Here is a 26682-nt window from a genome sequence, read left to right as displayed (position 1 = left end):
GACTGAGGGGGGCGCCGTCTCTCGCGGGCGGTGCCCCCCTCAGTCGCTCCCTGGGCACAGGTCTTGCGTGAGGCACAGCATGAGCACCTGGACGGGAGCTCCTTCGGGCTCCCCGCCCTGCGCACCCTCGGCGTGCGGCAGGAACCGCCACTGCGAGGCCTTGATGTGCTGCGTGCCGTCCGCCTTCTCCACGTGTGTGTGCAGCGTGCGGGCCCTGGAGTCGTTCGTCTCCACCAGCACCTCGTCCGCGGCGATCGGGAAGTGGTCGTGCAGAAGGCAGAGACCGAACCGGTTCAGGTTGCCGTGTCTGGCCAGCACCGCCGCCAGATCCCGGACGAACTCCGCATCCTGGGGACCCAGTGGCTCGGCTTCTTGGAAGCGGGGAAGGGACACCCGCGGAGCGGAAACGTTTATGTCCGTCATAATTCCTCCGTCAACCACTTGACGGTCATCGGATTCCATTATCAGTCACTTACTGCTTTCCTTCAATCCCGCAGAATGAGGCGAAGGAGTGGACGAAAATTCTACTCCGTGTGTCTGCGCATGTCACTTCGGGCTCCTTCACTAAATTCTTCGGTGAGGAGGTGTCGGCGCAATGACCGGTGTCCGGTGGTGGCGGCTTCTGTCGCTGGCGGTTCTGGCTGTGATCTGGTGGGGGTGCGGCACTGCGGAGGCGCTGCAGATCAATCACGACGACTGCCAGGAGGATCGACTCAACGCCAGCACGGTGGACGCTGCGATCCGCTTCCACCAGCACGGCAGAACTTTCGTGGAGGTCTTCTCGAACATGACGGTCGAGGTGCCTGCGCGGGAATGGAGAATGGCAAACCAGCTGACATTCAGCGAGGAGTCCACCGATTACCAGAAGGCGATGCGCTGCCTGCTACGGGGACCAAACAATACTCGCCTGAACAAAGAATTGCGAGACAGCAATCCAGTTGTCACTGCCAGCGGAGACAAGGTCCGCGTGCAGTACGATTCCACTATCTGGATCAACGCCCACAAGGACTATTGGCTCGGCCCCTGGGAGATCAAAAAGCCCAGCAAAAAGGGCGAGAAATGGAAGGTCGGTCTCCAGCCGCCTACGCTGCAAGGGGCCCACTGGAGGAGTGTCAAGGCCCAGCTGGACGGCCTCGAATTCAGACACTATGGCCAGACATCGTTTGCCAGCAAGGCCAAGGTGGAGTGGACGAATCAGCGGCCCAGGGGCTGCCCCGATAATGTCTGCATCGAAGTTGATCTGCCGTGGCCACGATCCCTCGTACTGACCTGGGATCAGTCGTTCTTGAAACCAGCAGGCATTGCCACCTGGTGGGTGCTCGCCTCCAGCGTGCTCGTACTGGCCGCGCACCGCGCCCGACGTCCGTATGCGTCTCGCGCGCCCGGGACGCCGGCATCCAGCCGGCGAGTCCGCGACTTCGGAGGAGGGCAGGGCCTCGCACAACCGGTTCTGCGATGGGCCCTGCTCAGCGGGGCCGTGGCCCTGGCACTGCTGCTGTTCATCCGTGAGCGTGAGCAGGCAGCCGACCCTCTGCTGCGACGCCACATGCTCATCTGCATCGCTGCCGGCCTGACCCTGACCCTTGTCGCCCACCCTTGGCACGGCGGCGCGTCATCCAGGGTCCAGAAGTCGGGCGGCTCCAGAAGCCACCGGCGCCGCCAGGCATACGCCGTCATCGGGTTCGCCTCGGTCGCGGCGGCGACAGGCACTCTGGTGATCCTCGGCCACGGACTCTTCCACCTGCCGGTGGGCCTGGTGATCGAAAAGCCGCACGCGCCGGACCTTCGCGGCAAGCTCGGGTACATGCTCATGGGCCTGACGACGGTGTGGCTGTGGCTGGCCGCCATGGTCGCCTGGGCCTGGCGCTTCGCATGCGAAGGAGGACTGGTCCCCGCCCGCTGGACCCGCAAGTGGGACAAGAGGCCGGTTCTCTGGGTCACGGTCGTCTCAGCCCTGCTGGGGCTGGTCGCCGGTTGCCTGCTCTGGAGTCTCCTCTGGACGGCCGGAAACCAGTGGAAACGGTACACCTGGCTGATCGATCAGCACGGTTCCTCAGCACGCGGAAACTACCTCGGCGGAATGCTGGCGAATTTCGCCTTCACCGAACTCACCTGGATCTTCACCTACAGCTGGTTCCTGGCGGGTATCGCGCTCCTCGCCTTGCTGAAACTTCATTTCACCGCACAACGGGCGCAGGTCAGCCACGCAATGGACTACATCCCCTTGGGGCCGGACAAACCCGATCTCCTGCTGGTCGCTGCACTGTTTTCCCTGACCGCGGGGATGCGGGGCGCCGCATTCGCCAGTAACAACGCCCAGTGGGGCATCTGGTTCGTACTGAACATCCTCTGCCTTTTCGCCGTCCTTGCTGCTGGGCGACGTTGGTCGGTGCTGAGCAGGACGGGTCATCTGTTTCACATGCACAGGCCGGGAGCCAATAAGCAGAGCGAATTGATGGAAAAAGCCCATCAATATCGCAACCTCAACCATCAACTGAAACTTGCGGACCAGGGGCACGCCAATGGCGTCACCTGCGAGCAATTGGAGGAGCAGCTTCGCGGGCTGCGCCGCTGGCTGGTTGAGCGATGCCTCAAGAAGAATCCGCCGAGCCAGATTTCAATTCTCGACGTCGCTCTGGCCTGGGGGCCGGAAACTCACTGGTGGCCCAATGCACTGCGGGCCGCACGCCTGGCGTTCTGCTTCGGGGTCCCGGCCAGCATCACCCTGCTCTATCTCGAGTCGAACAATCTGTACAACGGGCAGCAACTCAGACTCGAACCCACCGCGGTTCCGAGCCTCTTCGCGGGATTCATCACCTTTCAGGCGGCCTGGGCCGGCGCCGGGTTCGTTCTCGGCGCGCTCTGGCGTCTGCTACCCGGCCGACAGAGCGCCGTCCGGGCATGGAGCCTTACTTTCGCATACGCGATGCCGGCCGCACTGGCCGGTCTGTTCACCAAGTTCAGCGACTCGAACCCCACGATGCTGCTCTTGTATTCCATTGTCATGCTCTCCATCCTTACGCTCACCGGCCTCTGGATGGACACATCGACATTGAGGGACGAACGGCTGTACTGGCCCAGTGGTTTCGCCTTGCTGGTGTCGATCCACCGGCTACGCGGCCTCTCCGGACAGTTCGCCTACCTCCTCGCCCAGCTCGTGGCGATCGTGGGAATCGTGGGGGGAGTCATCAAGCTCCCCTGAAGGGCTTCACCGACCTCTGCGGCACCGCCCCGCCACTCGCTCCCGCCCCACGTCATCGGCGCGCAGGGCGGGCCGACATTCGTCAGGCGTACGCCGCAACGTCCTTGATCACCGCGAACCCCAACCCGTACGCCGACATCCCCCTGCCGTACGCCCCCAGATGCACGCCCTGCGACGTGGACCCCGCGAGCACCCACCCGAACTCCGACTCCCGGTAGTGGAACGGCGTGGCCACCCCGTCCACCGGCAGCGACAGCGTGGACCACTCCGGGCCGCTCAGCTCGTCGGCCAGCTCCCACGCCGTCTCGGTCTGCTGGTCCAGCCAGTCGTCCCGCAGGCTGTGGTCCATCTGCCCCGGCCAGGTGAAGGACAGCAGGCCGACCCCCGCCAGCCACGCGGCCGACGACACGGAGGTGGCCTCCAGCAGCCCGGTCCCGTCGGCGCTCCTGCGGGACGGGTTCGCCGCGATGGTCACGACCACCGCGAACTTCTCCCTGGGTTCACCGACGGACGCGGCCAGATGCTCGTTCCGCACCGACGGCTCGTCCCCGTGCCCGATCGACCCGTGCTCCACCGCACCGTCGGCCGCCGCACCCACCTGCATCAGCCAGCGCGGGCCTGTGAACGCCTCGTCGAGGCCGTACCAGGGGAAAGGCGCCTCCAGGTAGCCGTCGACCGTGCGACGGGCGGAGAGGACCGGCTGTCCGTTCTCCGCGAAAGGCGTATGTTCGCCCACCCGACTTGTCGTCTCCATCTGCCCGGACGCCTCCTAGCTCTCGTCGGTCCGGGGCGGCCCGCCCCCCTTCGGGCGCACTCGTCCGGTCCGCACAACAACTCGGCAGCATATCCACACCGCTGGGACCAGCAGCGAAACCGCCCGGCGCGTGGGTCGCGCGGGCGGCTGGATCAAGCCGTGAGCGGCGCACACGCGGTATGAAACGCGTCACGTGCGCCGCACACGCAAGGGTGTCGGGTACTGCTCAGGTGGCGTCCGCGTCGAACGGCGGACGGTCGTCCTTGCCGGGGTCCTCCGGCTTCTTGGTCATGTCGATCCGGCTGCCCGCAGCACCCGTGGTGCCCGCAGCACCCGTGGAAGAGGAGGAGTCGGTCTCGCGGCTGTGCACCGCGTCGGTGACCTCGGCCATCTCCTTCTTCAGGTCGAAGCCGTTGCGGATCTCCTTCAGCCCCAGCTCGTCGCTGTCCAGGTGCTTGCGGACGAAGTTCTTGGGGTTGAGGTCCTCGAACTCGAAGTCCTTGAACTCCGGGCCGAGTTCCTCGCGGATGTCCGCCTTGGCGCTCTCCGAGAACTCCCGGATCTTGCGGATGGTCCGCATCACGTCCTGAATGACCTTCGGGAGCTTGTCCGGACCGAACACGAGCACGGCGAGCACAATGATCGTCACCAGCTCGAGTGGTCCTATGTCATTGAACACCTGAAGCTCCTTGCGATGTCCGCGGTCCTCGGCCCTCCGGTCGCTGTTGCGGGTGTTCCGTGGTCCGGGCCGGGTCCACGGTACCCGGCGGACCTGTCCGACCGGTACCGTCCCGAGGTGTCCGGCTCCGTGTGTACGACCGGTTTTCCGGGTTGTTTGCCTAGTCGGGGCACGGGTGGAGTCCTGCCTGTGACGTTTCTGTCAGTTCCTGTCCGAGGAACCAAGGACCAGCGTGAGGCGTTTCTCGACGCCGGCGCGCTCCACGGTGAGGCTCAACCGGTCGCCCGGGCGGTGCGCGCGGGTGCGCACGATCAGCTCCTCACCCGAGTGGACGGACTGCCCGTCGAGCCCGGTGACGACGTCGCCCGCGCGTAGTCCGGCCCGTGCCCCCGGGCCGCCCGCGGTGACGGCGGGCCCGCCGTCGGCGGCCTTGTCGTCGATGCGGGCACCGTCGCCGGTGTAGTGCATGTCAAGGGTGATTCCGATGACCGGGTGGGTCGCCCTGCCGGTGTTGATCAGTTCCTCGGCGACCCGCTTGGCCTGGTTGGTGGGGATGGCGAAGCCGAGCCCGACCGACCCCGCCGGCCCGCCGTCGCGGCCGCCCGTGCCGTCGGCGGCGCTGATCGCGGAGTTGACCCCGACGGCCCGGGCGTGGAAGTCGAGGAGGGGACCGCCGGAGTTCCCGGGGTTGATCGGGGCATCGGTCTGCAGGGCGTCGACGTACGACACGTCGCTGCCGTCCGCGCCGTCGCCGCCCGAGGTGATGGGCCGTTCCTTGGCGCTGATGATCCCGGCGGTGACGGTGCCCGGCAGGTCGAAGGGGGCGCCGATGGCGACGACCGGGTCGCCGACGCGGACGTCGTCGGAGTCACCGAGCGGCAGGGGCGTGAGGCCACGGACCCCGCGCACCTGGACGACGGCGAGGTCGTAGCCGCTGTCCCGGCCCACCACGGTCGCGTCGGCGGTGGCTCCGCTGCTGAACGTCACGGAGATCCGGCCGCCGCCGGAGACCGCGGGCGCGACGACGTGGTTGTTGGTGAGGATGTGCCCGCGGGTGTCCAGCACGAAGCCGGTGCCGGTGGCCTGTTCGCCGGCGCCGGTGACATGCAGGGTGACGACGCTGGGCAGCGCCCGCGCGGCGATGGCGGCGGCACTGCCCGGCGGGCGGCCGGGCGGCGGTGGGCCGGGCTGGGGCAGTTGTACGGCCTCCAGGCCGCCGGTGCGCTCCAGATAGGCGCCGACCAGCCCGCCGGCCGCACCGGACACCGCCGCGAGCAGCAGCGCGCCCACGACGATCGTCCGCCGGGTCGGCGTCCGCCGCCGTTCCGTCACCTCCGTCACCTCCGCCGACTCGGCGGTACCGGCCTGCTGGAGGGGCGCCCGGGCGCCCCACGAGTCCTGGCGTGACGGGTCCTGCGGGGCGGTCCACGGGCCGCCGGCCGGCGGGTCCTGCCGGGCGGTGGGCGACGCCGGGTGCTGTACGGGCGGGGCGGGGGCCCACGGGCCCGGGCGGCCGTAGGGCGGGGTGCTGTAGGGGTCGGGGGTGTGCCGGGGCTGCTGGGGCGCTTGGGCGGGGTCGGCGGCCGGGGCGGGCGGCTCCAGCGCGAAGTCACCCTCGGTATCGGCCTCGGAGGCCTCCCGAACCCCCTGGGCCTTGTGGGGCTCCTCGCCGGGCGCCCCGCTCGGCACAGCCGGAGTCATCTCCTCGGCCCGCTTCCCCACAGCGGGCACCGCATCGCCGGGTGTCTCCGGTGACGTCGGTATCCCCTCGTCCATGGTCTCCTCGCGGGCGCACCACGGCCCGCGCTCGGCGGCGGGCCGCGGAAGGTCGAATCCGTGCCCGGGGCAGCAGCCGCGGGCATAGTCTGCTCACAGGATTCAACCAGGTTCGCGGGTCACCGCGCAGGAGCCGTTCAGCAGGTGGTCAGCGGGGAGCGCGCGCGGAGGAACGCGAGGAGGAAGGGGAGGGAGCGGAGGTCGTGTCGGGGACGGGTGCGGCGAGCAGCGCGGCGCCGGTCGCCTCGGGTGCACTGGTCCACGAGGTGAGGGCGAACGGCGGGTTGGCGGTCAGCGGTCGTATCAACGGGGAGACGGCGGCCGCGCCGGCCAGTACAGGTGCGGTCAGTTCCCGTAGCGCCTTCTCTCCGGCGGCCGGGGAGGGGACCCCGGGCAGCAGCGGCGCGGAGACCGAGGTGGGAGCCGCGGTCGCGGCGCTGCCGAGCAGGGTGCCGGAGGACAGCAGCGGAGAGAGCGAGCGGCGGCGCTGCGCGTCGGCGGCGTTCGCGGTGCCCGTGCCCGTCGTACCGGCCGGGGCGACGCTGCCGCCGCCGGTGCCGTTGCGGGCGTCGGCGGCCGGGGAGCCGGGCAGTCCCGCGGTGACCCCGCCGAGGGCGACGGCGGCCAGCGAGACCGCGCCGGCGGCGACGAACGCGAACCGCATGCCGCGTGAGGCGGAGCGGTCGGCGTCCGGACGGCCGACGGGGTGGATACGGAAGCCGCGGCCGGCGGCGACGGCCGAGTCGTGCGGGTGGGCCGGGACGTAGCCGAACTCGAAGCGGTCCTCCTGGCTCACGCCGAAGACCCCGCTGTCGGACCGGCGTCCCGAGAGGCCTCCGCCGCCGAACGGCGAGCCGTCCGTGTCGCCGCCCCCGGGCAGCCCCTGGAGACGGGCCAGGAAACTCTCGGAGGGCGGGGGCGGGGCGGCCTCCGCGAAGACGCTCTTCAGCGCGCGCTGGGCGTCGGCCTCCGCCTTGCACCTGGCGCAGGTCGCCAGGTGGGCCAGGACGCGCTCACGCGACTCATGACCGAGCTCTCCGTCCACCAGGGCGGAGAGTCGGTCTCCCAGATGCTGCTCGGCGAGCTGCCGCTCGGCCGGTTTCGGTCGTGAACCACTCACGCGGACGCGCCCCCTCCCCCCAGTGCGGGAACACGGGGCACAAAGGAGCGGCGCTCCGACTTGCGGGCTTCCGGGGAGCGGTGCGCGAGGGCCTTGCGCAGCTGGGAACGGCCGCGGTGGATACGGGAGCGGACCGTGCCGAGCTTGACGCCGAGGGTCGCGGCGATCTCCTCGTACGACAGCCCCTCGATGTCGCACAGGACGACGGCGGCACGGAACTCGGGCGCCAGGGTGTCCAGGGCCTGCTGGACGTCGGCGTCGAAGTGCGCGTCGTTGAAGGCCTGGGACGGGGTGGGCTCGCGGCTGGGCAGGCGCTCGGCCGCGTCGTCGCCGAGGGCGTCGAAGCGGATGCGCTGCTTGCGCCGGACCATGTCGAGGAACAGGTTGGTCGTGATGCGGTGCAGCCAGCCCTCGAACGTGCCCGGCGAGTAGGTCGACAGAGAGCGGAAGACGCGGACGAAGACCTCCTGGGTGAGGTCCTCGGCGTCGTGCTGGTTGCCGGTGAGACGGTAGGCCAGGCGGTAGACGCGGCCGCTGTGCGTGCTGACGATCTCCTCCCACGTGGGCGGAGTCCATGCCTGCCCGTCCGCGTCGGTGGAGAAGGTCGCGGTCCGGTCCTCGCCCATGGCGAGCGCGTCGGCGTGGCTGGGGTCAGCAGCGGTGTCGTTCACGGATTTCGGCCTGCCCGCCGATCCGAGGAAGCGCCGTAGCACTCCTCCCCGGTCCCCGGGTGCGGCCGCACCTCCCCTGTCGGCTCTGGTGGTGTCCAGTGGAGCCCCTACCATAGCCACCTCGCCCGTTAGCACCGGATAAGCGGTTTTACAAGAATTTGATCTCTGCTGATACGGCTCGTCCAGCCGCATCAGCGGTTGCTCGACCGCCGTCTCGTCATCGTGATCCATTCGTGTCCCCCCGCCTCGTCTTCCACCCCTCTAAACGCCTGGTCCCATCTGCGGGTTCCCGGCACCAACGGATACAGTCACGCCCAGGCAACCACGGGGACAGGAGAGGGTCATTACCGGCAACCGGCAGACGAGCTGGGCGTTCGCCGACGCCTTTGTCGCCGAGGACGAAGCGCTGCGGTGGGCCCGTGACCGGGCCCGCGACGCAGGGCTGCGCTCGGTGTCGCCCGGCACGGGTGCCGCGCTGCGTCTGCTCGCCGCCTCCGTGGACGCCAAGGCGGTCGCCGAGATCGGCACCGGGTGCGGGGTCTCCGGTATGCATCTGCTGCACGGCATGCGCGCGGACGGTGTCCTGACGACCGTCGACCCCGAGCCGGAGCACCAGCAGTTCGCCCGGCAGGCCTTCCGTGCCTGCGGCTTCGCCAGCAACCGGGCCCGCTTCATCCCCGGCCGCGCCCTCGACGTCCTCCCCCGTCTCGCGGACGCCGGCTACGACCTGGTCTTCTGCGACGGTGACCGGCAGGAGTACTCCGACTACCTCGCTGAATCGTTGCGCCTGCTGCGCCCGGGAGGCCTGGTGGTTTTCGAGGGCGTCTTCGCCAACGGCCGTACGGTCGACTCCGGGCCGCAGCCGACCGAGGTGCTGCGGCTGCGCGAGCTGCTGCGCACGGTCCGGGAGAGCCCTGAACTGGTGCCGTCGCTGCTGCCGGTGGGCGACGGACTGCTCTGCGCCGTCAAGCGCTGACTCCGGCGAGACCGCGGCGGGACGCCGACGGGACCGCGGCGGCGAAGGACCCGGGGGTACGGCAGCGCCCCGGCACCGCATACGATGCCGGGGCGGCCGAAAGGGTGTGGTCGCTGACGCCTCAGACGACGACGTTCTTGAGGGCGTCGGCGAGCGCCGCGGCCTCGTCAGGGGTCAGCTCGACGACGAGCCGACCGCCGCCTTCGAGCGGAACGCGCATGACGATGCCCCGCCCCTCCTTGGTCACCTCGAGCGGGCCATCACCCGTCCGCGGCTTCATGGCCGCCATGCTGGTTCCCCTTCCTGAAAACAGCTCATCGTCTGCCGACGGCCCACGAGGGCACGCGCGATCCTGGCGGGACACGCGGCACCGGCATCGAACACATTGCTTCCAAGCCATTATCCCGCATCTCAGGACCCGATGACCAACATCAGTCGGCATCGCTTGGGCAACGCGCGCGAGCAAAACCACTCAATTCGGCGATGTGACTGCGATACTGCGCCGCCCCGCGTCCTTACGCCGACCGAGTCGGCTTCGGATTTCTTTGACGCAGGTCACACGACGGGTCCGGTCCCCGCACGGCGATCTCCGCCATGCTGTCCTTCGGGCATCGACGTACTGAGCGGTACGTCAGCCGTTGAAGACGGAGACGACGGAGGGGACGCACCATGACCGACACCGTGCTCTACGAGGTGAGCGACGGACTCGCGACGATCACGCTGAACCGCCCCGAGGCGATGAACGCGCTGAACATCGCGACGAAGGTCGCGCTTCGGGAGGTCGCGCAGGAAGCGGCGGCCGACACGGCCGTCCGGGCGATCCTGCTGACCGCCGCCGGAGACCGGGCGTTCTGCGTGGGCCAGGACCTCAAGGAACACATCACGCTGCTCGCGTCCGACCGGGAGACGGGGGCGAGGCACACGATGACGACGGTCCGGGAGCACTACAACCCGATCGTGCGGGCGCTGGCCGGGGCACCGAAGCCGGTGGTGGCCGCGGTGAACGGGGTCGCCGCCGGCGCCGGGTTCGGCTTCGCGCTGGCCGCGGACTATCGCGTGGTCGCCGACACGGCCGCCTTCAACACGTCGTTCGCGGGAGTCGCGCTGACCGCGGACTCCGGGGTGTCGTGGACGCTGCCGCGGGTCGTGGGGCCGGGCAGGGCGGCCGACCTGCTGCTCTTTCCGCGGAGCATCAGCGCGCAGGACGCGTACGACTGGGGTATCGCGAATCGCGTCGTACCCGCGGCCGAGCTGCGCGGTGAGGCCGAGAAGGTCGCGCGGAAGCTGGCCGACGGCCCGACCGTGGCGTACGCGGCGCTGAAGGAGGCCGTCGCCTACGGGCTCACGCACTCCCTGGACGAGACGCTCGACAAGGAAGACGAGCTGCAGGCCCGGGCCGGCGCTTCGGAGGACCACGGGATCGCGGTGCAGGCGTTCGTGAACAAGGAGAAGCCGAAGTATTTGGGGCGGTAAGAGAGGGGGCGGAGAGCACCGTCGCGGACTGCGGGTGTGTGGGGGCTGGTCGCGCAGTTCCCCGCGCCCCTAACCGGCGTTTCGGGCTGCGCATGTCTCCAAGTGGTCGTTCACCAGGCCGCACGCCTGCATGAGCGCGTACGCCGTCGTCGGGCCGATGAAGCGCAGGCCGCGCTTCTTCAGAGCCTTCGACAGGGCCGTCGACTCCGGGGTCACCGGCAGGACGTCGGCGATGGTCTTCGGCACCGGCCAAGTGCCCGGCTCCGGGGCGAACGACCAGATCAGCTCGTCCAGCTCGCCCGGTTCCCACTCCGCCAGGACCCTCGCGTTGGCCATCGTCGCGTCGATCTTCAACCGGTTGCGGATGATGCCCGGGTCCGCCAGCAGCCGCTCCCGGTCCTCGTCCGTGAACATGGCGACCTTCTCGATACGGAATCCGGCGAAGGCGGCCCGGAAGCCGGGGCGGCGGCGGAGGATCGTGATCCAGGACAGGCCCGACTGGAAGGCCTCCAGGCTGAGGCGTTCGTAGAGGGCGTCGTCGCCGTGGACCGGGCGGCCCCACTCCTCGTCGTGGTACGCGACATAGTCCTCGGTGGACAGGGCCCAGGGGCAGCGCAGTCCCCCGTCCGGCCCGGTCACGGCCGCTCCGTCGGTCACGGCCGCTCCGTCGGTCACGGCCGGTCCTCCGGCTCGGGCTTGGCGAGCGAGGTGTGGGGAGCGGCCTGGGCGCCGGCCAGCAGGGACTCCAGGTCGGCGATCCGGGCGTCGCGCTCCGCGAGCTCGGCGCCGAGGCGGCTGAGCGCGTCGTCCACGTCCGCCATGCGGTAGCCGCGCGGGGCGAGCGCGAAGCGGAGGCTCTCCACGTCCGCGCGGTTCACCGGGCGGTCCGGGGGCAGCGGGTCCTGGAAGCGCTCGGGCGCCACCTCGGGCAGTGGGCCGCTCTCGCCGCCGCTCACCACGGAGAGCGTGACCGCGGCGACCACGACCGCGAGCGCGACGACCAGGAACAGGAACATAACCATCGCGGTGGCCCCCAGGCTCGATGAAGCTCGGTGCGCGCTCATGGTGTTGAGTGCGCTTAGTGTGCTCGTTGTCGAATGTGTCTGTGTCCGATCGTGCCATGCGAGTCTGACAGTCAGGGGCGCAGGCGGTCGTACCGAGGGACTTACTACGAGAGGTCACAGGCGATGCTCAGGCTGGGCAAGCGGGAATTCGCACCGCACGAACCGGTGATCATGGCCATCGTGAACCGGACGCCGGACTCCTTCTACGACCAGGGGGCGACCTTCCACGACGAACCCGCCCTCGCGCGCGTGGAGCAGGCGATCGCCGAGGGGGCCGCGATCATCGACATCGGCGGGGTGAAGGCCGGGCCGGGCGAGGAGGTCACGGCCGAGGAGGAGGCCCGGCGGATCGTGGGGTTCGTCGCGGACGTGCGCCGGCGGTTCCCGGAGGTCGTGATCAGTGTGGACACCTGGCGGGCCTCGGTCGCGGAGGCCGTCTGCGAGGCCGGGGCGGATCTGCTGAACGACGCGTGGGGCGGGGTCGATCCGGGGCTGGCGGAGGTCGCGGCGCGGTACCGGGTGGGGCTGGTGTGCACGCACGCGGGTGAGGCGGAGCCGCGGACACGGCCGCACCGGGTGACGTACGACGACGTGGTGGCCGACATTCTGCGGGTGACCCTCGGGCTGGCCGAGCGGGCCGTGGCGCTGGGGGTGCCCCGGGAGTCGGTGATGATCGATCCCGGGCACGACTTCGGGAAGAACACCCGGCACAGCCTGGAGGCGACGCGGCGGCTGGACGAGATGGTCGGGACGGGGTGGCCGGTGCTGGTCTCCCTGTCCAACAAGGACTTCGTGGGCGAGACGCTGGACCGGCCGCTGAGGGAACGGGTGATCGGCACGCTGGCGACGACGGCGGTGTCGGCGTGGCTGGGGGCCCAGGTGTACCGCGTCCACGAGGTGGCGGAGACGCGGCAGGTCCTCGACATGGTGGCGTCGATCGCGGGCCACCGGCCCCCGGCGGTCGCCCGGCGCGGGCTGGCGTAGCTTCCCGGGGGCTCCGCCCCGGACCCCCGAAACCCCCGCCCGCCCACCACCCGACCCGGTGAGCCGGGAGGTGCGCGAACCGGGTCGGGCGGGAGACGACCGGTCCTAGGGCCTGTCTGACAATTCCCGTCTGCCTCACGACGCCATGCACGCTCCCCCACTGCCTTAAGGGCGTGGGAGGTGCCCCCACTCGCCGCACCGGGCGCAGACCCAAGTACGTCCAGTACGAGGGCCTACGCCCGGCACTCCCCCAGCCTCCGGCCGGGGGGACCCCCAGAGCACGCACCTGACGCCGCGAGGCCGCCCTCCGGGCGACGACGGGAATTGTCAGACAGGCCCTAGCGGCCCGCCTCCTTCGACACCAGGGCCACCGCCTCCCCCACGTCGTCCGTGACGTGGAACAGGAGCAGGTCCTTCTCGCTCGCCTTGCCCTGGGCGATCAGGGTGTTCTTGAGCCAGTCGACCAGGCCGCCCCAGTACGCGCTGCCGAAGAGCACGATCGGGAAGCGGGTGACCTTCTGCGTCTGGACGAGGGTGAGCGCCTCGAAGAGTTCGTCGAGGGTGCCGAGCCCGCCGGGCAGCACCACGAAGCCCTGCGCGTACTTGACGAACATCATCTTCCGCACGAAGAAGTAGCGGAAGTTCAGGCCGATGTCGACGTACTGGTTGAGGCCCTGCTCGAAGGGCAGCTCGATGCCGAGGCCGACCGAGACGCCGCCGGCCTCCAGGGCGCCCTTGTTGGCCGCCTCCATCGCACCCGGTCCGCCACCCGTGATGACCGCCCAGCCGGCCTCGACCAGGCCCCGGCCCAGCTGCACTCCCGCGTCGTACTCCGGCGAGTCCACCGGTGTCCGCGCCGAGCCGAACACACTGATCGCGGCCGGGAGTTCGGCGAGCGTGCCGAAGCCCTCGATGAACTCCGACTGGATGCGCAGGACCCGCCAGGGGTCCGTGTGGACCCAGTCGGAGGGGCCGCCCGCGTCCAGCAGCCGCTGGTCCGTCGTGCTCGCGGTCACCTGACCGCGCCGTCGGAGGACCGGTCCCAGGCGCTGCTCGTCCGGCGGCACCTTCTTCCCCTCGGGGTTCCCGGTAGGCATATGTGCGCTCCCTCCGCTTGCAGGTGTATCCGCCCCAGCGTAGATCCACCCTGGTTACGGGCGCGGGACGTCGGCATGTCCGGTGCGAAGCGCCGCCGGGTGGCTCAGCGGGTCAGCCAGGCGCGCAGTCGCTCCTCGCCCGCCAGGATCTTCCCGGTTTCGACCCTTTCGTCCCGCTTGTGCGCCAAGTGGGGGTTGCCGGGGCCGTAGTTGACCGCCGGGACGCCGAGCGCCGAGAAACGGGAGACGTCGGTCCAGCCGTACTTGGGCATCGGGGTACCGCCGACCGCCTCGATGAAGGCGGCCGCGGCCGGGTGGGAGAGGCCGGGCAGCGCACCGGGGCTGTGGTCGTCGACCACGAACTCCTCGACCCCGCAGTCGGCGAAGACCTCGCGGACGTGCGCGATCGCCTCCTCCTCGGAACGGTCGGGGGCGTACCGGAAGTTGACGGAGACCACGCACTCGTCGGGGATGACGTTGCCGGCCACTCCGCCCGAGATGCCGACCGCGTTGAGGCCCTCGCGGTACTCCAGGCCGTCGATGACCGGGTAGCGCGGCTCGTAGGCGGCGAGCCGGGCGAGGATCGGGGCGGTCGCGTGGATCGCGTTGGAGCCCATCCAGGAGCGCGCGGAGTGGGCCCGCTCGCCCGTGGTCTTCAGGAGGACGCGCAGGGTGCCCTGGCAGCCGCCCTCGACCTCGCCGTCCGACGGTTCGAGGAGGACCGCGAAGTCGCCCGCCAGCCACTCCGGGTGCGCCTCGGCGACGTGCCGGAGGCCGTTGAGATGGGCCGCGACCTCCTCGTTGTCGTAGAAGACGAAGGTCAGGTCGCGGTTCGGGGCGGGGACGGTGGCCGCGATGCGCAGCTGGACCGCCACGCCGGACTTCATGTCGCAGGTGCCGCAGCCCCACAGCACGCCGTCCTCGTCCAGCCGGGACGGCACGTTGTCCGCGATCGGGACGGTGTCGATGTGGCCGGCCAGGATCACGCGCTCGGGACGGCCGAGGTTCGTGCGGGCGATCACGTTGTTGCCGTGGCGGTCGACCGTCAGGTGCGGCAGGGCGCGCAGCGCCGCCTCGATCGCGTCCGCGAGCGGCTGCTCGGTGCCGCTCTCCGAGGGGAAGTCGACGAGTCGCGCGGTCAGCGCGGCCGCGTCCAGCGTGAGGTCAAGCGAGGTGTCGGCCATGGCTCCGACCCTAACGCGCGCCGCCCGGCGGGCGGTTTCACAGGCTTCCGGACCCGGGGGTGATCGCCTCGTACTCTCCAGTATGTTGTACGCGTGCCAGAGCCGTCCCCCACCCGCCCCACGCGTCGCCGCCGTGCCCTGCGTTTCGTGTCGGGTTTGTTCATTCTGTGCGCCGTCGCGGCCTATCTGGTCGTCCAGTACGTCACCGGCGGCGGTGGCGCCGAGGGCTGCAAGGTCGTCTCGGGCCGCAGCGACAGCGAGTCGTACGAGTTCACGCCCGAGCAGGCGGTGAACGCGGCGACGATCGCCGCCGTCGGCACCGGGCGCGGTATGCCCGAGCGGGCGGTGGCCATCGCCCTGGCGACCGCGCTCCAGGAGTCGGGGCTGCTCAACATCGAGCACGGCGACCGGGATTCGCTGGGCCTGTTCCAGCAGCGGCCCTCGCAGGGCTGGGGCACCGAGAAGCAGATCCTGGACCCGGCCTACGCGGCGGGCATGTTCTACGCCCACCTGGCCAAGGTGCGCGACTACGAGACCCTGCCGCTGACGGTGGCCGCGCAGCGCGTGCAGCGCAGCGGCTACCCGGAGGCGTACGCCAAGCACGAGACGGACGCCACGCTGCTCGCGGCGGCCCTGACCGGGCAGGCGGCGGCCACGCTGACCTGCGACGGACGCCCGGCGGCCACGACCGAGGCGGCGACGGCGACGGCGACGGCGACGGGTCCGGACGCGGTACGGACGGCGCTGGTACGGGACTTCGGGCGGGACGCGGTCGAGGAGGCCGGCGCGGAGGTGAACGGCTCGTCCGCGAGCTCGCCGACACCGACGCCGAGCGTGACCGCCACGGCGCACGGGCGGACCGTGACCGTTCCGGTGCCGGAGGGCGGGAAGACCGACAAGTCCGGGCGCACCGAGCGCGAGCGCGGCTGGCAGCTGGCGCACTGGGCGGTCGCCAACTCCTCGGCGCTGCACATTCAGCGGGTGTCGTACGCCGGCCGGGAGTGGTCCGCCGGGAGCACGGACAGCCAGTGGCAGGCGGCGGCCGGTTCGCAGGGCAGGGGCGGGGCGGAGAAGTCCGCGGGGTCGGTGCGGATCGTGACCGGGCAGTAGTTCGGCCTTTCACTCCTGCGGGTCGGCCCGGGCGGATCGCGGGCATGGTGTGCGCAGGTTTTCGCACGGTCACTCACGCATACGCGAAATCCCTTGGGAACACGAGGCCGTAAGGATTCTGCAGGTCTCGGTGAGGTCTCGACGCAGGCACTCTTTGCCCATTTTTATCCACACCCGATAATGCGATGCGTTATCAACTCTTTACCTTTGCCCTCCGCAACCTTCGCGGGCTTCGAGCGGTAGTCACGGCGATCACGTTCCCTCCCGTCGAATGGAGCATCATGTCCCTCCCCCTGACCCGCCGGATCGCCCGTGCCGCGCTGCTCGTCGCAGCGGGAGCGGCTGCCGGGGTCGGTGCGGCCGGCTCCGCCAGCGCGGCCCCGAGTCTGCCGGCCACCCCGAACCTGGGCGGTATGACCGCCCTGGACGGCGCGAGCGTCGGCAACACCGCCGACGCCGCGGCGCAGAACGTCACCGGGGCCGTCGGCCACACCGGTGGCAAGGCCGTCGAGTCGGCGCTGCCGGCCGCGGGCAAGACCGGCGGCAAGGCCGTCAAGGTGGCGGCGCCGGTGGTGCAGCACGCCGCGGGCGACGCGGCCGGCTCCGCCGGTGGGCTGCTGGGTGAGACGGCGGCCACGGCGACGAAGGGTGGCCTGCCGACGGACGGGCTCGCCAAGGGCGGGCTGCCGGTGAAGGGGCTCCCCATCGGGGGCTGACGCCGTTACGCCGGTCATTTCGGGCCGGTGATTTCGGGCCGGTGATTTCGGGCCGGTGATTTCAGAAGGGACCCGGGGGTTCTCCCCGGGTCCCTTTCCGTTGTGCGTCGGCTGCGAGCCGTGGGGGTTGTTCGTTCTAGGCGAGCCGCGCCACGGCCGCCCGTACGCGCTCGTCCGTCGCTGTCAGGGCCACGCGTACGAAGTTCTCGCCCGCCTCGCCGTAGAAGTCGCCCGGTGCCACCAGGATGCCGAGCTCGGCCAGGTGGGACACCGTCTGCCAGCAGGACTCGTCCCGCGTCGCCCACAGGTAGAGGCTCGCCTCGCTGTGTTCGATGCGGAAGCCGTGGGCCACCAGCGCTGCGCGGAGGAGGCTGCGGCGGGACGCGTAGCGCTCGCGCTGTTCCTGGACGTGGGTGTCGTCCGAGAGGGCCGCCACGACCGCCGCCTGCGTCGGTGCCGAGGTCATCATGCCGCCGTGCTTGCGGATCTCCAGGAGGGGGCCGAGCACCGCCGGGTCGCCGGCCAGGAAGGCCGCGCGGTAGCCCGCCAGGTTGGACCGCTTGGAGAGGGAGTGCACGGCCACGATGCCGTCGTACGAGCCGCCGTTCACGTCCGGGTGCAGGACCGAGACCGGGTCGGCCTCCCAGCCCAGTTCGAGGTAGCACTCGTCGGAGAAGACCAGGACGCCGTGGGCGCGGGCCCAGGCGAGGATCTCCGTCAGCTCCCGCCGGGAGAGGACCTTGCCGGTCGGGTTGGACGGGGAGTTCAGCCAGAGGAGCTTCAGGTTCGCCGGGTCCAGGTCGCGCGGGTCGTCGTAGACCTCGTACTCCGCGCGGGCCAGCCGGGCGCCGACCTCGTAGGTGGGGTAGGCGAGGCGCGGGTAGGCGACCTTGTCACCGGGGCCGAGGCCCAGCTGGGTGGGGAGCCAGGCGACGAGTTCCTTGGAGCCGACGATCGGCAGGACGTGGCGGTGGGTGACGTCACGGGCGCCCAGGCGGCGCTCGACCCAGCCGGTGATCGCGTCGCGCAGCGCCGGGGTGCCCCAGACCGTGGGGTAGCCGGGCGAGTCGGCCGCGTCGATCAGGGCCTTCTGGATCAGGTCGGGGACCGGGTCCACCGGGGTGCCGACCGAGAGGTCGACGATGCCGTCCGGGTGCGCCGCTGCCGTCTTTTTGTACGGCTCCAGCTTGTCCCAGGGGAAGGTGGGCAGACGGTCGGAGACTGCGGACACGGTCACTGGCTCACTTTCTTCGGTACGACCGGTACGGCAAACGCCTCGGTCCCGCAGGCGCCGATCGGGTGCGATCAGGCCGTGCGGGACCGAGGCGGCACGGTGGTGCGGCGGGCCGCCGGTACGGGTTACTCGGCTTGCGGAGGCAGCGCGGCGACGAAGGGGTGGTCGCGCTCGATCAGGCCCAGCTTGCTGGCGCCGCCGGGAGAGCCGAGCTCGTCAAAGAACTCGACGTTGGCCTTGTAGTAGTCCTTCCACTCCTCCGGAGTGTCGTCCTCGTAGAAGATCGCCTCGACCGGGCAGACCGGCTCACAGGCACCACAGTCAACGCATTCGTCCGGGTGGATGTACAAGGACCGCTGGCCCTCGTAGATGCAGTCGACCGGGCACTCCTCGATGCACGCCTTGTCCTTCACGTCGACACAAGGCTGCGCGATGACGTAGGTCACGCTGTCGTTCCTCCTCGATTGGGCGCTGGCGGGCCTCCGTAGGCTCCGCCGCCTGGCGCGCGGGAGCGCGGCGTCGTCGATGCCCGCCTCTAGTATCTCCGTTCTCGGGCATGATCCGAACAGGAGGGGTGAACTGACCAGTGGAAATCTCGGCCGCAGGGCGCTTCGAGGTCCGTATCACCGCTGCTGACGTGGGTAAACGGGTCTCCGTGCGCCGTTTGACCGGAAATGACGTCACCGAGGCGAAGTTCACCGACACGGTGGGTGTTCTCACATCATGGGACGACGGCGGCATGTTGACGATCACACGGCGGGACGGGGAGATCGTCCGGATACCGGAGTCCACACTGGTGGCGGCCAAGATCGTGCCGGCGGCTCCGGCGCGCCGCCGGGGACCGGCGGCGACATATCGGGAACTCGCGCGTGTCGCCTCGCGCGGCTGGCGGCCGGTGGAGAGCGAGCGGCTGGGCGAATGGGAGCTGCGGGCCTCAGGTGGGTTCACCAGGCGGGCGAACAGCGTGCTGCCGCTCGGCGATCCTGGGCTGCCGCTCGACGGGGCCCTGGATGCCGTCCGACGGTGGTACGGCGAGCGCGGGCTGCCCGCGTACGTGCAGACCGCGACCGGCGCGGAGGGCACGCAGGAGCTGCTCTGCGCGGAGCTGGAGCTGCGGGGCTGGGTGCGTGAGGTGAGCGCCGAGCTGTGGATCGGGGCACTGGCGCCGGTGGCGGACCTGGCGGAGGGGGCCGGTGTGGTGCTCTCCCGGTCGGCTGACGAGGCCTGGCTGGCGCGCTACCAGCGCAAGGGGGTCAGCGAGGTGGCACTGCGGGTGCTGGGCGGAGGGCCGTCCGTGTGGTTCGCGACCGTGCCCGGCGAGGGCGCCCCGGCGGCCATCGGGCGGTTGGTGGTGGACGGCCGGTGGGCCGGGTTCGCCGCCGTCGAGGTGGATCCGGCGTTCCGGCGCCGGGGGCTGGCCACCGAGGTCATGGCCGCGCTCGCCCGGCGGGCGCTGGAGGAGGGCGCGTCGGCTGCCTGGCTCCAGGTGGAGGCGGAGAACACGGGGGCGCGGGCGATGTACACCGGGCTGGGGTTCGGGGCGCACCACGCGTACCACCACTACAGGGCGCCGGAGGCGGACGGCCGCTGAGGCCGCGCCGCGGTACGGATCGTTCCGGAAGGGCACCAAACAGCTATGCATCCCCCGTTTCCAGATCCCGATCCGGATCCACGTCAGCAGCTGCGTCCGCCGTCGCCGGAGCGGGCCGCCGAGGTGAGGGAGCGGTTCGCCGCGGAGGCACGGTCCGAGCGGCCCGATCTGGCGACGCTGTGCCTGCTGCTGGGCGCGGCGGCCGACGGCTCGCTGGACGAGGCCGGGATCGACGCGGCGCAGATGGAGCTGGACCGGCTGGCCGGGCAGCTGCCGTACCGGCCGGGCGGGCCGCTCGCCTGGGCCACGGCGGCGCACCGGGTGCTGGGCGAACGGTTCGGCTTCCACGGCGCCGCCGCGGACTACCGCCGGCTGGGGTCCTCCCTGCTGCACGAGGTACTGCGGCGGCGGCGCGGGCTGCCGATCCTGCTGTCCGTGGTGTGGCTGGAGGTGACGCGGCGGGCGGGGGCGCCGGTGTACGGGGTCGCGCTGCCGGGGCACTTCGTGGTGGGGTTCGGGCCGGCGGAGGAGCAGGTGCTGGCCGATCCGTTCGACGGGGGGCGGGTGCTGAGCGGGGCGGACGCGCAGACGCTGGTGGTGGGGGCGGCGGGGGTGCCGCTGGAGCCGTCGATGCTGGAGCCGGCGGAGCCGCTGGACGTCGTACGGCGGATCCTCAACAACGTACGGGCATGGGCGGCGGCCCGGCCGGAGCGGTCGGACGTGGGCCTGTGGGCCGTGGACCTGTCGCTGCAGATGCCCGCGCACCCGGCCAGGCTGCGGTACGACCGGGCGCGGCTGCTGGTGGAGCGGGGTGACTTCGTCGACGGCGCCGAGGAGTTGGAGGAGTACGCGGAGTTGATCGACGTGGTGGACGAGGGAGCGGCGGAGAAGGTGCGGGGCGAGGCCCGGGCGGCGCGGGCCCGGCTGAACTGAGGGGGGCACCTGCCGCGGGCCGGGCCCTACAGCCAGCCCTTCTCCCTCGCGATGCGGACCGCTTCCGTCCGGTTCCGTACCGCCAGCTTCTGGATGGCCGTCGAGAGGTAGTTCCGTACCGTCCCCTGCGAAAGGTGCAGCGCGGCCGCCAGTTCCGCGTTCGTGGAGCCGTCGGCCGCCGCGCGCAGGACCTCCCGCTCGCGGTCGGTGAGGGGGTTGGCGCCCTCCGCCAGGGCCGCGGCGGCCAGGGTGGGGTCGATCACGCGCTCGCCGGCCAGGACCTTGCGGACGGCCTCGGCGAGTTGGGCGGCGGGGGCGTCCTTGACCAGGAACGCGTCGGCGCCCGCCTCCATCGCGCTGCGCAGATAGCCGGGCCGCCCGAAGGTGGTCAGGACGACCAGCTTCACGGCGGGCAGCGCCTTGTGCAGCTGGGCCGCCGCCTCGATGCCCGTGCAGCCCGGCATCTCGATGTCGAGCAGGGCCACGTCGACGCCGTTCGCCCGCGCCGCCGCCAGCACCTCGTCGCCGCGCGCTACCTGGGCCACGACCTCGATGTCGTCCTCCAGGCCCAGCAGGGCGGCCAGCGCCTCCCGGACCATCGACTGGTCCTCGGCGAGGAGGACCTTGATCGTGCTGCTCATGCCCCGGATCCTACGGCCCCGCCGGCGCCGAGCGGGACCCGGGCGACCAGCCGGAAACCGCGCTTCAGGCGCCCCGCCTCCAGCGTGCCTCCGGCCTTCTCCAGCCGCTCGGTGAGACCGGTGAGGCCGTTGCCGGGACCCTTGCCGGAGCCGCCCGAGCCGTTGTCCTCGACGGCGAGTTCGAGGACCGGGCCGTCCAGGGTCTGACGGCGCAACACCTCGACCGTGCAGGCGCTCGCGCCGCTGTGCCGTACGACGTTGGTGATCGCCTCGCGCAGCGCCCAGGCGAGCGCCGCCTCGCCGTCCTCGGGTACGCCGGCGAGGTCCGGCTCGGCCGGGACCTCGGCGGTGACCGCGGCGGCGGTCAGGGCGACCTGGGCGCCGGCCAGTTCGGCGGCGAGCCGGGGCCGCCGGTAGCCGGTGACCGCCTCGCGGACGTCCACCAGGGCCTGGCGGCTGACCTGTTCGATGTCGGAGACCTGCTGGGCCGCCTTGTCGGGGTGGTCGGGGAGCATCCGGCCGGCCAGCTCGCTCTTCAGGGTGATCAGGGAGAGCGAATGACCCAGTAGGTCGTGCAGATCGCGGGCGAGGCGCAACCGCTCCTCGTTGGCGGCGAGTTGGGCGACGGTGGCGCGGGCCTTGCGCAACTCGACGGTGGTGGCGACGAGTTGCCGTACGCCGGTCATGGAGAAGCCGACCAGCAGCACCACCAGGAACAGACCCCAGGCCTCGTCCATGTCGTGGACGTACCAGCCCGCCAGCATCATGGCGGCGGTGGTCAGCGGGATCGTCCAGTAGGCGACCCGCAGCGGGAAGGTCACTCCGCACATCACGGAGACGTACACGAACAGGCCGAACCAGGAGCCGCCTAGGGTGAAGGCCAGGGTGACCGCGAGCGTCCACTCCACGGCGATCGCGATGGTGACGATCCAGCCGCGGAAGGGCCGGCCCATGGAGCGGAAGACGATGGACAGGTAGATCCCGACGAACGCCGTCAGGCCCGCCCAGCCGGTCACCGTGACCGCGGTGGTGTGGTGGCCGGAGGCCAGGTCGTCCGCCGGGGAGGCGAGGAAGACCAGCCACGGCAGGACCCACACCATCTTGCGGATCGCCTCGCCCCGGCTGCGGGGCGGCTGGCCGATCCGTACCAGCCGGTCCGCCCGGGCTTCGTCCTCGGGCCGCAGGTCTTCCCTCATGGTGCTCACGCCTTCAGCGTGTCCTTCCGGTACAGCCCGGCCGCGCCGCCCGCGAACAGGGCGAAGAAGACGACGAGGATGGCGATGTCCTGGGCCCGCGGGGCCTGGCTCTGTTCGATGGCCCTCCCCAGTGCAGCGTACGCGTGCGTGGGCAGCCACTTCGCGATGTCCTGGAGCCAGGTCGGGAAGGACGAGGACGGCCACCACAGGCCGCCGAGGATCGACAGGCCGAAGTAGGTGATCATCGTGATCGGGCGGACCGCGTCGCCACTCGCCAGATACCCGATGGCGACGCCGAGCGCGGCGAAGACCAGGCTGCCGGCCCAGATCGCGCCGGTGAGGGCGAACCACTGCCAGGCGTCGAGGCGTACGTGCTTCACGGCCGCCGCGATCAGGAAGACGACCACGATGGACGGCAGGCTCACCACGGCGGCGCTGGCGGTCTTGGCGAGGACGTAGCCGCGCCCGGGCAGGGTGGTCAGCCGCAGCTGCCGTACCCAGCCGCTCTCGCGCTCCCTGGCGATGCGCTCGCTGTTGCCCATCAGGACGGCGGTGAGGGCGCCGAAGGAAGCCATGGAGACCATGACGTAGGCGGCCAGGGAGAGCCCCGAGTCGTCGACGGTCTGGGTGGTGTCGCCCTGGCTGGCGACCAGCAGGAAGATGATCGACGGGTAGATCACCGAGAAGAACAGGAACTTGCGGTTGCGCAGGGCCCGGGCGAGCTCCAGCTTGATCAGGGCGCTCATGGCTGCGTGGCCTCCTTGGCCTCTTCGGCCTCCGTGATGGCGACGAACGCCTGCTCCAGGCCGAGCCCGGCGACTTCGAGGTTGCGGGGGTAGACGCCCAGGCCGTAGAGGGCGTGGACGGTGGCGTCGGCGTCGGACGACTGCATGCGGATCGTCTGGCCGGAGGTATCGGCACCCGTGAGGAACGGCAGCGCGCGCAGCGGGGCCTCGTCGATCTCGCCCTCCAGGTCGAAGGAGATCCGCCGGGCGCCCGCCTTCGCCTTGATCTCGGCGGCGGTGCCGTCGGCCAGCAGCCGCCCGCGGTGCAGCACCAGCACCCGGTCGGCGATGGCGTCGGCCTCTTCGAGGTAGTGCGTGGCGAACAGGACCGTCCGCCCCTCGTCGGCCTGTTCCCGCATGGTGGCCCAGAAGGCCTGGCGGGCGGAGACGTCCATGCCGGTGGTCGGCTCGTCCAGGACGATCAGATCGCTGTCACCGGCGGTCGCGAGCGCGAAGCGGACGCGCTGGGACTGGCCGCCGGAGAGCTTGTTGACCTTGCGGTCGGCGATCCCCGAGATGCCCGCGCGGGCGAGGACGTCGCTGACCTTGTAGGGCCTCGGGTGCAGATCGCAGGCGAGCTTGACCAGCTCGCGCACGGTGACCTCGTCCATCAGGCCGCCGCTCTGCAGCATCGCGCCCACCCGGCCGGCGACGATGGCCTCGCGCGGGCTCATGCCGAAGACGCTCACCGAGCCGGTGTCGGCCTGCTTGAGGCCGAGCAGCAGATCGAGCGTGGTCGACTTGCCCGCGCCGTTGGGCCCGAGCAGGGCCACGGTCTCCCCCGGGTGCAGCCGCAGCGAGAGCCCGTGGACGGCCCGCACCTTCCCGTAGGTCTTGCTCACCTGGTCGAACCCGACCACCACCGGGGTGCCGGTGGCGGTGGTCGCCGCTGTCGTTGTCATGCGTCCATGCTCGCGGCCGGCCCTGGTGCGGGGGCAGTGCCGGCCGTCCGGAGTGCCGTATGACAGATGTCATCCGCAGGGCGTGACACGCCAGAGGGGGCGCCCGGTGAGTACCGGGCGCCCCCTCTCGGAGTGACGTCAGCTCGGGTTGGTGTCGATGACCCCGACGCGCTCGGCCGTGGTCTTGCCGACCAGCGCCTTGCGCAGCGCGGAGGCGACGTCCTGCGGGGTGACGGCCGTCTTCTGGCCGGTGCCCCGGGTGATCAGCACGCCGTCGAAGGTGGCGCCGTACGCCTTCTTGAGGGCGTCGAGGTCGTACGTCTCGACCAGCTTGCCGTCCACGGCCTTGAAGCCGAGGATCTTCGGCAGCGACAGGGCGCCGAACGGGATGCTGTGCACCGCGTCCGTCTGCACGATGACGTTCTTCGACATCGCCGGCTCCGCGAAGTCCTTCATCTCGCGGTCGACCTCCGCGTTGGAGACCGTCGGCTGCACGGTGGTCGTCGGTACGGCGACCGCGGAGGCCGCGCCCGTCTCCACCATCGACTCGTACGCCTGCTCGACCGCCTTCGTGGAGGCGGCCGCGTCGATGCCCTTGCCCGCCTTGCCGTAGACCGCGACGGCCTTGCCCGAGGTGAACTTGATCGTGCCCTCGGTGGCCGAGCCGGAGCCGCTGCCGAGGCCCTTGAGGGCGGCCTGGAGCTTCTCCTCGTCGACCGGCATGGCGGGCTCGACGACCCGCTTCTGGCCGAACAGGGCCCCGATCACGGAGACCGGGTTGTAGTCGCTCTTGGCGGCCTCCTCGACCGTGGACTGCATGTCGAACTGCAGGCCCGCCTGGTCCGGCGGCAGCGAGACGGCCTTGCCGTCGACCGACAGCTTCAGCGGCTTGTTCACCCGCGTGCCGAACGCGTCGTCGAGCTTCTTGACGGCGTCGTCGCGGGTGCCGCCGCCGATGTCGACGCCGAGCACCGTGGTGCCCTTGGGCACGTCGGAGTGGTTCATCAGGAGCCCGGCGCCGTAGACACCGAGGCCGGCGACCACCACGACACCGACGAGGAGCGGCAGCTTGCCGCGCTTCTTCTTCGCCTTGGCCTTGCCCTTGCTCTTGGACTCGGCCAGGGGCGGCGAGACCGGTTCGGGCAGCTTCGGGGGCGTGTGCGGCAGCGGGCCGTCGCCGGGCGCGCCCGGCGCGAACGGGGAGTTCGCGCCCGGCGGTACGACCGGGATGCCGCTGGTGACGGTGTGTCCGGAGACGTTGTCCGCCGGGGAGCCGTAGCCGGGCGTGCCCGGTTCGGGGGCGGGCTTCTGCGGGGTGAGGATCGCGGTGTCGTCGCTCAGGCCGCCGCCGGGGCCGAGGCCGGCGGGGGCGGTGCGCGCGCCGGGTCCGGCCTGAGCGTGACGGCCGGCGGGGCTGCCCGGACCGGCACCGCGGCCGGCGCCGGGTCCGCCCGGACCGCCACCGTGGCCGGCGGGGCCGCCCGGCGCGCCGAAGGACTCACCGCCGTTGACCGGCGGGATGAACGGGCCGTTGCCGGTGACCGGACCGCCGGTGGGGCCCGCCGGGCCCTGCGGGCCGCCGGGGCCGCCGGGCAGGCCGGGGCCGTTGAAGCCGCTGGGGCCGCCGGGACCGGCCGGGCCGCCGCCGGGCGCGCCGGGACCGGGCTGGGCGCCGTTCTGGCCGCCGTTCTCGGTGAAGTACGGCAGTTCGTCGCGGCGGGGCTCGCCGGGGCCCCTGCCGCCGCCCCGGGGGCCGCCGAGCGGGCCCGCGGCGAGCGCCTCGGTCACGTCGAAGGAGCCGGTGCCGCCGCCGTGCCCGGGAGCGACCGGGCCGCCGGTCGCGCCCGTGGGCAGCCCCGCGCCGTTGGTCGCGCCGGGCCGGGACGTGCCGGGCACGCTCATGGAGCCGACGACACCGCCGGGGCGGCCGCCGTTCGGGCGCGGGGCACCGGGGGTGCCCTGCGCGGCCGGGCCGTTCGGCGCCGCGGCGGGCGAAGCGCCGGGCGTCCCCGCGCCGTTGGTGGCGCCGCCGCGCTGACCGCCCTTGGCAGGGCCGGACTTGCGCGGCGCGAACCAGTCGCTGGACTTCTCGCCGGTGGCAGGCCCGGGCGCGGTCTCGGCGGGCGGCTCGACGGTGCCGGTGGACATGGTGGCGCCCGTCGGCCGCGCGTGCGTGCCCGTCTCCTCGCCGGAGCCGCTGTCGGCGTCCGTGACGGGGGTTCGGACGACCACCGGCGGAATCGGCCGGGATCCGGGGATGTTGATCCGGATCCGGGTCGTCAGCGTGGTCTCGGTCTTGCGTTCCTCCGGCTGCGCGGCCGAACGGCCCGCGCCCTTGCCGTCGTCGGAAGCCATGGGGGTCCCGTACGGCGGTGTGCCCGAGGGGTATGCGGCTCCCCCGTGCCCGTCGGGCCCGGAGGAAGGAGTGTCAGTTTCACGACTCAAGGCAGGTTCTCCCGGTTGGCTCCGCCGCCCGTTCGACCTTGCTCGGGCGGCTCGGCGGCGCGCACCACCATACTGGCCACTTCTGGCGCTTATCCCATGACCGCTGGGGAAACCCACACCGGACTCGCACGCGCGCCCCACGGCGAAGT

26 protein-coding genes are annotated in these 26682 nt (G+C 71.3%); 8 read left to right on the top strand and 18 right to left on the bottom strand.

Features of this window, described 5'->3' with window-relative positions; all coding sequences use genetic code 11:
• Nucleotides 1–39 precede the first annotated feature (39 nt).
• Nucleotides 40–393, bottom strand: coding sequence for a hypothetical protein (locus tag ACGFZQ_RS08710; protein WP_393839719.1), 354 nt, complete (start codon nt 391–393; stop codon nt 40–42).
• 202 nt (nt 394–595) lie between these two features.
• Here ACGFZQ_RS08710 and ACGFZQ_RS08705 point away from each other — a divergent pair, with 202 nt between their 5' ends.
• Entirely contained in the window at nt 596–3202 is a 2607-nt protein-coding gene (locus ACGFZQ_RS08705; RefSeq protein ID WP_393839718.1) for a DUF6185 family protein, read from the top strand.
• 82 nt (nt 3203–3284) lie between these two features.
• Here ACGFZQ_RS08705 and ACGFZQ_RS08700 read toward each other — a convergent pair whose 3' ends face one another.
• The 5 genes from ACGFZQ_RS08700 to sigE all read right to left on the bottom strand — a co-directional run bounded on the left by ACGFZQ_RS08700 (nt 3285) and on the right by sigE (nt 8244).
• Nucleotides 3285–3956 carry a hypothetical protein gene (locus tag ACGFZQ_RS08700; RefSeq protein ID WP_393839717.1) on the bottom strand — a complete coding sequence of 224 codons (672 nt, stop codon included), beginning with the start codon at nt 3954–3956 and terminating at the stop codon, nt 3285–3287.
• Between the two features lie 226 nt (nt 3957–4182).
• Complete coding sequence (locus ACGFZQ_RS08695) at nt 4183–4635, bottom strand: sec-independent translocase (RefSeq protein ID WP_393839716.1); 453 nt, start codon at nt 4633–4635, stop codon at nt 4183–4185.
• A gap of 201 nt (nt 4636–4836) precedes the next feature.
• Nucleotides 4837–6411 carry a S1C family serine protease gene (locus ACGFZQ_RS08690; RefSeq protein WP_393839715.1) on the bottom strand — a complete coding sequence of 525 codons (1575 nt, stop codon included), beginning with the start codon at nt 6409–6411 and terminating at the stop codon, nt 4837–4839.
• 148 nt (nt 6412–6559) lie between these two features.
• Nucleotides 6560–7531 (bottom strand): anti-sigma factor family protein, encoded by a 972-nt coding sequence (locus ACGFZQ_RS08685; protein ID WP_393839714.1) that lies wholly within the window; start codon nt 7529–7531, stop codon nt 6560–6562.
• Nucleotides 7528–8244: an RNA polymerase sigma factor SigE gene (gene sigE, locus ACGFZQ_RS08680; protein WP_351745596.1), complete on the bottom strand. Its 717-nt coding sequence runs from the start codon at nt 8242–8244 to the stop codon at nt 7528–7530. The genes ACGFZQ_RS08685 and sigE overlap by 4 nt, the downstream gene beginning before the upstream one ends.
• A gap of 235 nt (nt 8245–8479) precedes the next feature.
• Here sigE and ACGFZQ_RS08675 point away from each other — a divergent pair, with 235 nt between their 5' ends.
• A complete protein-coding gene (locus ACGFZQ_RS08675; protein ID WP_351745689.1) occupies nt 8480–9178 on the top strand; it encodes an O-methyltransferase in 699 nt (232 codons plus the stop codon).
• A gap of 121 nt (nt 9179–9299) precedes the next feature.
• Here the strand turns inward: ACGFZQ_RS08675 and ACGFZQ_RS08670 are convergent, their stop codons facing one another.
• Entirely contained in the window at nt 9300–9467 is a 168-nt protein-coding gene (locus ACGFZQ_RS08670; RefSeq protein ID WP_004950282.1) for a DUF3117 domain-containing protein, read from the bottom strand.
• A 380-nt stretch (nt 9468–9847) separates the two neighbouring features.
• Here ACGFZQ_RS08670 and ACGFZQ_RS08665 point away from each other — a divergent pair, with 380 nt between their 5' ends.
• Complete coding sequence (locus ACGFZQ_RS08665; RefSeq protein WP_393839713.1) at nt 9848–10651, top strand: enoyl-CoA hydratase/isomerase family protein; 804 nt, start codon at nt 9848–9850, stop codon at nt 10649–10651.
• 69 nt (nt 10652–10720) lie between these two features.
• Here ACGFZQ_RS08665 and ACGFZQ_RS08660 read toward each other — a convergent pair whose 3' ends face one another.
• Together ACGFZQ_RS08660 and ACGFZQ_RS08655 are read right to left on the bottom strand one after the other, a co-directional pair.
• Nucleotides 10721–11308 (bottom strand): DNA-3-methyladenine glycosylase I, encoded by a 588-nt coding sequence (locus ACGFZQ_RS08660; RefSeq protein ID WP_393839880.1) that lies wholly within the window; start codon nt 11306–11308, stop codon nt 10721–10723.
• Nucleotides 11309–11322: 14 nt separating this feature from the next.
• Nucleotides 11323–11673, bottom strand: coding sequence for a DivIVA domain-containing protein (locus tag ACGFZQ_RS08655; RefSeq protein ID WP_351745692.1), 351 nt, complete (start codon nt 11671–11673; stop codon nt 11323–11325).
• A 165-nt stretch (nt 11674–11838) separates the two neighbouring features.
• Between ACGFZQ_RS08655 and folP the strand changes: the two genes are divergently transcribed.
• A complete protein-coding gene (gene folP, locus ACGFZQ_RS08650) occupies nt 11839–12699 on the top strand; it encodes a dihydropteroate synthase (protein ID WP_382527831.1) in 861 nt (286 codons plus the stop codon).
• A 338-nt stretch (nt 12700–13037) separates the two neighbouring features.
• Here folP and ACGFZQ_RS08645 read toward each other — a convergent pair whose 3' ends face one another.
• The gene (locus tag ACGFZQ_RS08645; RefSeq protein WP_393839712.1) at nt 13038–13796 is read right to left on the bottom strand and encodes a TIGR00730 family Rossman fold protein; all 759 of its coding nucleotides are present in this window, start codon (nt 13794–13796) and stop codon (nt 13038–13040) included.
• 104 nt (nt 13797–13900) lie between these two features.
• A complete protein-coding gene (dapE, locus tag ACGFZQ_RS08640) occupies nt 13901–14980 on the bottom strand; it encodes a succinyl-diaminopimelate desuccinylase (protein ID WP_393839711.1) in 1080 nt (359 codons plus the stop codon).
• Between the two features lie 147 nt (nt 14981–15127).
• On the opposite strand from dapE, the gene ACGFZQ_RS08635 reads away from it, so the two are divergent.
• Nucleotides 15128–16090, top strand: coding sequence for a heavy metal transporter (locus ACGFZQ_RS08635; RefSeq protein WP_393839710.1), 963 nt, complete (start codon nt 15128–15130; stop codon nt 16088–16090).
• A gap of 281 nt (nt 16091–16371) precedes the next feature.
• Entirely contained in the window at nt 16372–16806 is a 435-nt protein-coding gene (locus ACGFZQ_RS08630) for an ATP-binding protein (RefSeq protein WP_351745616.1), read from the top strand.
• Nucleotides 16807–16942: 136 nt separating this feature from the next.
• Here the strand turns inward: ACGFZQ_RS08630 and ACGFZQ_RS08625 are convergent, their stop codons facing one another.
• Together ACGFZQ_RS08625 and fdxA are read right to left on the bottom strand one after the other, a co-directional pair.
• The gene (locus ACGFZQ_RS08625; protein ID WP_393839879.1) at nt 16943–18037 is read right to left on the bottom strand and encodes a bifunctional succinyldiaminopimelate transaminase/glutamate-prephenate aminotransferase; all 1095 of its coding nucleotides are present in this window, start codon (nt 18035–18037) and stop codon (nt 16943–16945) included.
• A gap of 128 nt (nt 18038–18165) precedes the next feature.
• Nucleotides 18166–18486, bottom strand: a complete 321-nt coding sequence (gene fdxA, locus ACGFZQ_RS08620; RefSeq protein ID WP_007495984.1) for a ferredoxin — start codon at nt 18484–18486, stop codon at nt 18166–18168.
• 140 nt (nt 18487–18626) lie between these two features.
• Between fdxA and ACGFZQ_RS08615 the strand changes: the two genes are divergently transcribed.
• Both ACGFZQ_RS08615 and ACGFZQ_RS08610 read left to right on the top strand, forming a co-directional pair.
• Complete coding sequence (locus tag ACGFZQ_RS08615; RefSeq protein ID WP_393839709.1) at nt 18627–19631, top strand: GNAT family N-acetyltransferase; 1005 nt, start codon at nt 18627–18629, stop codon at nt 19629–19631.
• 45 nt (nt 19632–19676) lie between these two features.
• A complete protein-coding gene (locus ACGFZQ_RS08610; RefSeq protein ID WP_393839708.1) occupies nt 19677–20564 on the top strand; it encodes a transglutaminase-like domain-containing protein in 888 nt (295 codons plus the stop codon).
• Between the two features lie 26 nt (nt 20565–20590).
• Here the strand turns inward: ACGFZQ_RS08610 and ACGFZQ_RS08605 are convergent, their stop codons facing one another.
• From ACGFZQ_RS08605 to ACGFZQ_RS08585, 5 genes are all read right to left on the bottom strand, one after another.
• A complete protein-coding gene (locus ACGFZQ_RS08605) occupies nt 20591–21205 on the bottom strand; it encodes a response regulator transcription factor (RefSeq protein WP_393839707.1) in 615 nt (204 codons plus the stop codon).
• Nucleotides 21202–22410 carry a sensor histidine kinase gene (locus ACGFZQ_RS08600; protein ID WP_393839706.1) on the bottom strand — a complete coding sequence of 403 codons (1209 nt, stop codon included), beginning with the start codon at nt 22408–22410 and terminating at the stop codon, nt 21202–21204. The genes ACGFZQ_RS08605 and ACGFZQ_RS08600 overlap by 4 nt, the downstream gene beginning before the upstream one ends.
• Entirely contained in the window at nt 22407–23147 is a 741-nt protein-coding gene (locus tag ACGFZQ_RS08595) for an ABC transporter permease (RefSeq protein WP_393839705.1), read from the bottom strand. Before ACGFZQ_RS08595 ends, ACGFZQ_RS08600 begins: the two co-directional genes overlap by 4 nt.
• Nucleotides 23144–24088, bottom strand: a complete 945-nt coding sequence (locus ACGFZQ_RS08590) for an ABC transporter ATP-binding protein (RefSeq protein ID WP_393839704.1) — start codon at nt 24086–24088, stop codon at nt 23144–23146. The genes ACGFZQ_RS08595 and ACGFZQ_RS08590 overlap by 4 nt, the downstream gene beginning before the upstream one ends.
• Nucleotides 24089–24226: 138 nt before the next feature.
• Complete coding sequence (locus ACGFZQ_RS08585; protein ID WP_393839703.1) at nt 24227–26533, bottom strand: hypothetical protein; 2307 nt, start codon at nt 26531–26533, stop codon at nt 24227–24229.
• Nucleotides 26534–26682: the final 149 nt, after the last annotated feature.

The sequence above is a fragment of the Streptomyces sp. NPDC048254 genome, assembly GCF_043201895.1.
Lineage (GTDB): Bacteria > Actinomycetota > Actinomycetes > Streptomycetales > Streptomycetaceae > Streptomyces.
This window is presented reverse-complemented; position numbering and strand designations above follow the sequence as displayed.